Origin of the sequence: Frateuria sp. Soil773 (genome assembly GCF_001428405.1) — a bacterium.
Lineage (GTDB): Bacteria > Pseudomonadota > Gammaproteobacteria > Xanthomonadales > Rhodanobacteraceae > LMSL01.
Map to the genome: position 1 here is coordinate 392,332 of NZ_LMSL01000002.1, position 6,897 is coordinate 399,228.

2 protein-coding genes are annotated in these 6,897 nt (G+C 70.0%); both read left to right on the forward strand.

Translation table 11 applies throughout. The annotated features are described in order from the left end of the window. Positions 1–481: 481 nt before the first annotated feature. Positions 482–5,716 (forward strand): YadA-like family protein, encoded by a 5,235-nt coding sequence (locus ASG87_RS01800; RefSeq protein ID WP_055999869.1) that lies wholly within the window; start codon positions 482–484, stop codon positions 5,714–5,716. Between the two features lie 49 nt (positions 5,717–5,765). Next, the gene (locus ASG87_RS01805) at positions 5,766–6,602 is read left to right on the forward strand and encodes an OmpA family protein (RefSeq protein ID WP_055999872.1); all 837 of its coding nucleotides are present in this window, start codon (positions 5,766–5,768) and stop codon (positions 6,600–6,602) included. The last annotated feature ends 295 nt before the right edge of the window (positions 6,603–6,897 follow it).

Below are 6,897 nucleotides of genomic sequence, written 5' to 3' on the forward strand. Positions count from 1 at the left end.
CGATGGCGGATGGTGGGCTCGCCCTTCGATCCCACCTCGAACCGTCGTCCCGGCGAAAGCCGGGACCCAGCGACTTTGGCTCGTTTGGACACGAAACCGGCTTCCGCCTTCCTCTCGCCATTCCACCTGCTACCGGCCCACCACCGTCCGACCCACTTACACCACCTTCCACGCAAACCAACCAGCACGCACCGCACGAACAAGAGCACGCACCGCGAGCAACAACTGCCCACACCGCACCAGACCCAGCGTCAAGCAATGCCCCGCAAGCCGCTCCACAGCTCGTTTTGCCGTATTCGTGCACGCGCTTGCCGGATTCGTCCCATGGATTGCCGGATACACATAGCGCGATGCCGGATAGGCACATTGGCCGCGCGCGCGCTGCGATCCAATGCTCCCCACAGCGTCCCGACGGCCGGCAGGCCATCGCAGACGGCATGTGCCACGCCAGGTATCGGCATACATCCAAGGGGGCATCACCATGAACCGCATCTATCGTCTCGTCTGGTGCCAGGCGCTTGGCGCCATGGTCGTCGCTTCCGAGCTGGCATCGTCCAGGCAGCGCGCCGGCGTCCTCGTCCGGCGGCCGGCGGGCCGGCCCGCCGCCATGCTCTGCGCGGCGATCCTCGGCGCGCTCGGGCTCTTCCACAGCGCGGCCGCCAGCGCGCAGGACGCGAAGCTCGCCGACCTGCAGGCGCTGGTAGCCAAGTACGACACCAGCCACGCGGCCGTGCAGGCTTCCGCCCGCGTCGCCGCCGGCCCGGTCTCGGCCGCGGTCGGTGCGCGGGTGTCGGTGGCCGTGCCGCACCTCGCGCACGCACCGGCCCTTGCCGGCGCACAGGCCGCGAAGCCGGCGCCGCGCAGGATCGCCACCCTGGCTTCGCCGCTGAAGCTGAAGGCCGACGTCCACGCCCATGCCGCAAGCACCGCAGCCGCCACCGGCGCGTCGCTGCACGCACGCGCCGCCGTGGCCTCGGCCCCTGTCCCGGTGCATGCCGGCGCCGATGCCAAGGCGCACCTGACCGCGCACGACGGCGCGCATGCGCCGTTGCCTGCCGTACTGCCACAGGCCGCCCGCATCGATGCCAAGGCCGGCGCCGTCGTGGCCGCCGGCCTTCCGCACCGGCTGCAGCCCGCCGACCCGGCCTCGGCCACCGCTTCCGACCGCCGCCTCGTGTACGCCACCGCGCCCAAGGCGATCGAGCCCACGTCCTACAGCGACATCGTCGGGGGTGAGGAAAAGGAAGACACGGCGAAGACGGCGGCAAAGAAGGACGACGACGCAGCGACCACCTCCCCATCGCTGGCCCCCGCCGTCGCCTTTGCCGCCGCCTCGCCGCTGTCGACCGCCGCCGGCCTGTCGGCCTCGTTCAACGTGGCCGCGCCGCAGGCGTTCGTCGCCAACGCCGTGCCGACGGTGCCCGCGCCAAGCCCCACGCCCACCGGCCTCATCATCGGCAACGGCGGCGTGGTGGGCACGGCCACCCAGTTGCTCGGCCCGACCGCCAACAGCCTGTTCAACAACACCGACGGCTACGTGTCCTCCGGCAGCCTGCGCGTGAGCAGCGCCAACTTCACGCAAGGCTATTCGACCCTCAGCGCGCTGGGCATCCCGTTGCTCAACCTGACTCCGGTAGGCTCGCTGCTCACCACCACCGACGGCACCGTGCTCGGCGGCACCGGCACCAACTCGCACCTCACCCTGGTCGGCGGCGTCACCTCCGGCAACTACATCACCAACATCAACAACGGCGCGGCCGGCGGCCTGCTCGGCCTGGTGCTGCCGGACAAGGCGCCCGCCTGGGCCTCCACCTGCCTCAACGTGCTCGGCATCCTGAAGGAGCAGTGCTGGGCGCTGAATGCCGCGCAGGACTACCAGGTGCTGGTCGGCGACGGCGCCTCGGCCAACGGCTCGAAGGAAGTGGTGATCGGCACCAATGCCAGCCACACCCTAGCCAGCGTGGATGCCAGTACGGCCTTCCCCGGCAATGGCCTGAATGATCCGAACAATCCCAGTGGTGTGCCGACTGCCGACTACGCCACGCGCCTGGGCCACTCCGTGGTGATCGGCGACGATGCCGCCGGCACCGCCAATGCGCAGACCATCGTTGGCGCGGAAGCCACCTCGAGCGTGGCCAACAGCGTCGCGCTGGGCTACAAGTCCGCCGCCAACCGCGGTGCGGTGGCCAACTACACCGCCTACGGCCTGACCGCACCACAGAACTCGGCCGGCGAAGTATCGGTCGGCGCAGCCGGCCAGGAGCGGCAGATCACCAACGTGGCGGCCGGCCGGGATGCCACCGACGCGGTCAATGTCGCCCAGCTGCAAGGCGTGGCCAACGTGGCCGGCAACGCGGTGCAGTACGACGACGCCAGCCATGCCTCGGTGACGCTCGCCGGCACGGCCAGCACCGACGGCGGCGTAACCGGCGGTACCCGGCTCGGCAACCTGCGGCAGGGCGCGCTCAACGCCACCAGCACGGATGCAGTGAACGGCGCACAGCTGTTCGCCACCAACAAGGTCATCACCAACATCTACGACACCGGCATCAAGTACTTCCACGCCAACAGCAGCGGTACCGACAGTAGCGCGACCGGCACGGACAGCATCGCGATCGGGCCCGGCAGCCAGGCGATCAGCGAGAGCAGCATCGCCATCGGCAACGGCGCCGTGGCGGGCGACTCGTCCGACCTCACCCGCGTGCGCGAAGTAGCCATCGGCAACGGCGCAAAAGCCAGCGCGCAGAACACGGTCGCGCTGGGCGACGGGGCGATCGCCACGGGTCCGCAGTCCACGGCCGTCGGTTCGAATGCCCAGGCCACGATCGCACAGGCCACGGCACTCGGCCGGAATGCGACGGCCGGCAACAACGGCACGGCATTGGGCATGAACGCCAAGGCCAGCGGCGTGCGTTCCACGGCCGTCGGCCAAGGTGCCCAGGCCACCGTGACGGACGGCACCAGCCTCGGCCAGTTCGCGGCGGTCACCGCCACCGGCGGCGTAGCCCTGGGTGTCGGCGCGACCGCCGACCGGGCCGGCATGGCCGGTGCCACCGAACTGTTCTCCAACATGGCCGTGACCTCCACTGCCGGCGCGGTATCGGTCGGCGCCGCGGGTGCGGAACGGCAGATCACCAACGTCGCCGGCGGCACTGCCGACACCGATGCAGTGAACGTGCGCCAGTTGAGCGCGGTGAACAACCAGGTGCAGGACCTCAGCAATCTGGCCGTACGCTACGACACCGACGGCAGCGGCAATGCGACCAACCACGTCACCCTCGTCGGCGACGACACCGGCGTACCGATCGGCATCTCCAACCTGGCCGCCGGCAACGTCGCCGACGGCAGCACCGACGCGATCAACGGCAGCCAGCTCGCTGCCACCAACACTGCCGTGGCCAACTACTTCGGTGGCACCACCCACTTCGATTCGACCACCGGCGCCTGGACCGGCCCGACCTTCACGCTCACCTCGATCGCCGCCGACGGCAGCAGCACGTCGGGCGACTACACCAACGTCACCGACGCGTTCTCCGCCGTCGACGGTTCCGTCGTCAACATCAACAAGCGCATCGACACCATCAACAACGGCGGCGGCATCAAGTATTTCCACGCCAACAGCAGCGCCGCCGACAGCAGCGCCACCGGCGCCGACAGCGTCGCGATCGGCGGCGCGGCCACGGCCAGCAGCGGCGGCGGCGTGGCGCTCGGCAGCAATGCGGTCGCCGACCGGGCAGGCATGGCCGGCGCCACCGAGCGGTTCTCCAACGCGGCCGTGGCCTCCACCGCCGGCGCGGTATCGGTCGGCGCCGCGGGGGCGGAGCGGCAGATCACCAACGTCGCCGGCGGCACCGCCGACACCGACGCGGTGAACGTGCGCCAGTTGAGCGCGGTGAACGACCGGGTGCAGAACGTCGGCAAGCTGGCAGTGAAGTACGACGCGGACGCCTCGGGCAACCCCACCAACAAGGTCACCCTGGCCGGCGACGGCAGCGGCGCCCCGGTCGCCATCACCAACCTCGCCGACGGCAACGTCGCCGCCGGCAGCACCGACGCGGTCAACGGCGGCCAGCTCGCCGCCACCAACACCGCCGTCGCCAACTACTTCGGCGGCACCACGCACTTCGATCCCACTACCGGCGCCTGGACCGGGCCGACCTTCACGCTCACCTCGATCGCCGCCGACGGCAGCAGCACCTCCGGCGACTACAGCAACGTCACCGACGCGTTCTCCGCCGTGGACGGTTCCCTCGTCAACGTCAACAAGCGCATCGACACCATCAACAACGGCGGCATCAAGTATTTCCATGCCAACAGCAGCGGCGCCGACGGCAGCGCCACCGGCGCCGACAGCATCGCGGTCGGCAGCGCGGCGGCCGCCAGCGGCGACGGCAGCCTGGCCGTGGGCAAGGGCGCCACGGCCAGCGCCGGCCACACGATGGCGATCGGCGACACGGCCAGCGCCACGGCCGACAACGCGCTCGCCATCGGCATGGGCGCCCAGGCCGGCATGGCCAACAGCATCGCGCTGGGTGCCGGCTCCTCGACCCTGGTCGGCGCGCTGACCGGCTACACCGCCTACGGCCTCGCCGATCCGCAGGACTCGACCGGCGAACTCAACGTGGGCGGCCGCCAGATCACCGGCGTGGCAGCCGGCGCGGCAGCCACCGACGCGGTGAACGTGGCCCAGCTCAAGGCGGTGGACAACCACATCCAGGCCGTCGACAAGCTGGCGGTGAAGTACGACGCCGACACCTCGGGCAACGCCACCAACCGGATCACCCTGGCCGGCGACGGCGGCGGCGCGCCGGTGGCCATCGGCAACCTCGCCGCGGGCGCGGAGACGGCCGCCAGCACCGGGGCGGTGAACGGCTCGCAACTGTGGCACTGGACCCAGGACACCACCAACGTCTACAGCAACACCAGCCTCTACGACGCGATCACCAACCTGCAGCAGGGCTCGGGCAAGGTCAAATACTTCAACGTCAACTCGACCCTGGCCGACTCCAGCGCCACCGGCTCCAACAGCGTGGCGATCGGCCCCGAGGCCAAGGCCGGCGGCACCGACAGCGTCGCCATGGGCAACGGCGCCAACGCCAGCGCCGACGACTCGGTGGCGATCGGCGCCGGTTCCGTGGCCGACCGCGCCGGCACGGTCTCGGTGGGCAGCGCCGGCAACGAACGGCAGATCACCAACGTCGCCGCCGGCACCGCGGACACCGACGCCGCCAACGTCGGCCAGGTGAAGTCGGCGATGACCGCGTCCACCAAGGGCAACGTGCGCTACGACACCCGCACCGACGGCAGCGTCGACTACGCCAACGTGACCCTGGGCAACGGCAGCGGCAACACCACGATCCACAACGTGGCCGCCGGCGTGGCCGACACCGACGCGGTCAACATGCAGCAGTTCAAGGACGGCATGCAGCAGACCGCCAACTGGGCCAAGTCCTACACCGACCAGGAAGTCGAGCGGATGGGCAACCGCGCCAACGCCGGCGTGGCGGCGGCGATGGCCATGGCCGGCCTGCCGCAGGCCTACGAGCCGGGCAAGAGCATGGCGTCCGTGGCCGGCAGCACCTTCCGCGGCGAATCCAGCCTGGCCATCGGCGTATCGATGATTTCCGAAGGCGGCCGCTGGGTCTACAAGCTGAGCGGTTCGACCAACAGCCGCGGCGACGCGGGCGTCACGGTCGGCGCCGGCATGCAGTGGTGAGACACGGACGACACTCGGACCTACCGGACTGAAGACCAAAGGGGGGCATATGCAATCCGCATCCTGGAAACGACACGCACTACCGGCCGCGGCCATCGGCCTGGCCTGCGCCCTGGCCGGTTGCAGCAGCGTCCACAGCAAGGCAACGGCCGGAGACGGCGGCGCCACGGAAGTGAGCTTCCCCGACCCGTCGCGCGCGAGCGTGCCCGAGGGCATCTTCGTCAACATCGAGAACCTGCGGAAGATCGCCCCGGGCATGACCAAGACCCAGCTCTACAACCTGCTCGGCGCGCCGCATTTCAGCGAGGGGCTGATGGGTGTGCGCCAGTGGAACTACATCTTCGACTTCCGCAAGGCGGACGGCAGCAACGACTACTTCAGCTGCCAGTACCGGATCGACTTCGACAAGGACTACCGCGCGCAGCAATTCCACTGGAAGCCCGAGTCGTGCAAGTCGGTGCTGGGCGAGCCGACGACGACGCCCGCCCCCGAGCCCGCCCCGGCCCCCATGCCGGCCGAGCCGATCCGGCTGTCGTCGGACGCCCTGTTCGACTTCGACAGCGCCGACCTCACCGAACAGGGACGCGCCCAGCTCTCCGCCCTGCTGCAACAGGTGCAGTCGGCCAGCCACATCCAGAACATCCTGATCGTCGGCTATACCGACCGCATCGGCAGCGACAGCTACAACCTGGGGCTGTCGCGCCGGCGCGCCGAATCCGTGCGGCGCTTCCTCGCCGACGGCGGCGTGCCCGCTTCGGCCATGCAGGTCGAAGGCCGCGGCAAGGCCGATCCGGTCGCGCAATGCCGGGACACCGACCGCAAGGCGCTGATCGCCTGCCTGGCACCGAACCGCCGCGTCGAACTGTCGGGGGTGGCGCGCCCCTGAGCAGATGAATCCCGGGTCTGTCGTGATCGGCACCGTGGGCGGCACATGGCGTGTGCCGGGGTATCCGAGCTTTCCACCAGCCCCCCTTGTGGCAGCTTTCCCACGGTGCCGATCACGACAGACCCGGGTTTCGCACAACCAGGCAACGACACCGAAGTCACCGGGTCCCGGCCTTCGCTGGGACGACGAGGCGGGACGAAGTACACGAAGCATCCCTCCTTCCGCCATCCCTCACTCCCGTCATTCCAGCGAAAGCTGGAATCCAGCGCCTTCATTCGACACGCCAAAGTCACTG

What these genes read in the sequence shown, in the direction of transcription:
- ASG87_RS01805 (WP_055999872.1), top strand. Translation starts at nt 5,766, where the DNA reads ATGCAATCCGCATCCTGGAAACGACACGCACTACCGGCCGCGGCCATC.
- ASG87_RS01800 (WP_055999869.1), top strand. Translation starts at nt 482, where the DNA reads ATGAACCGCATCTATCGTCTCGTCTGGTGCCAGGCGCTTGGCGCCATG.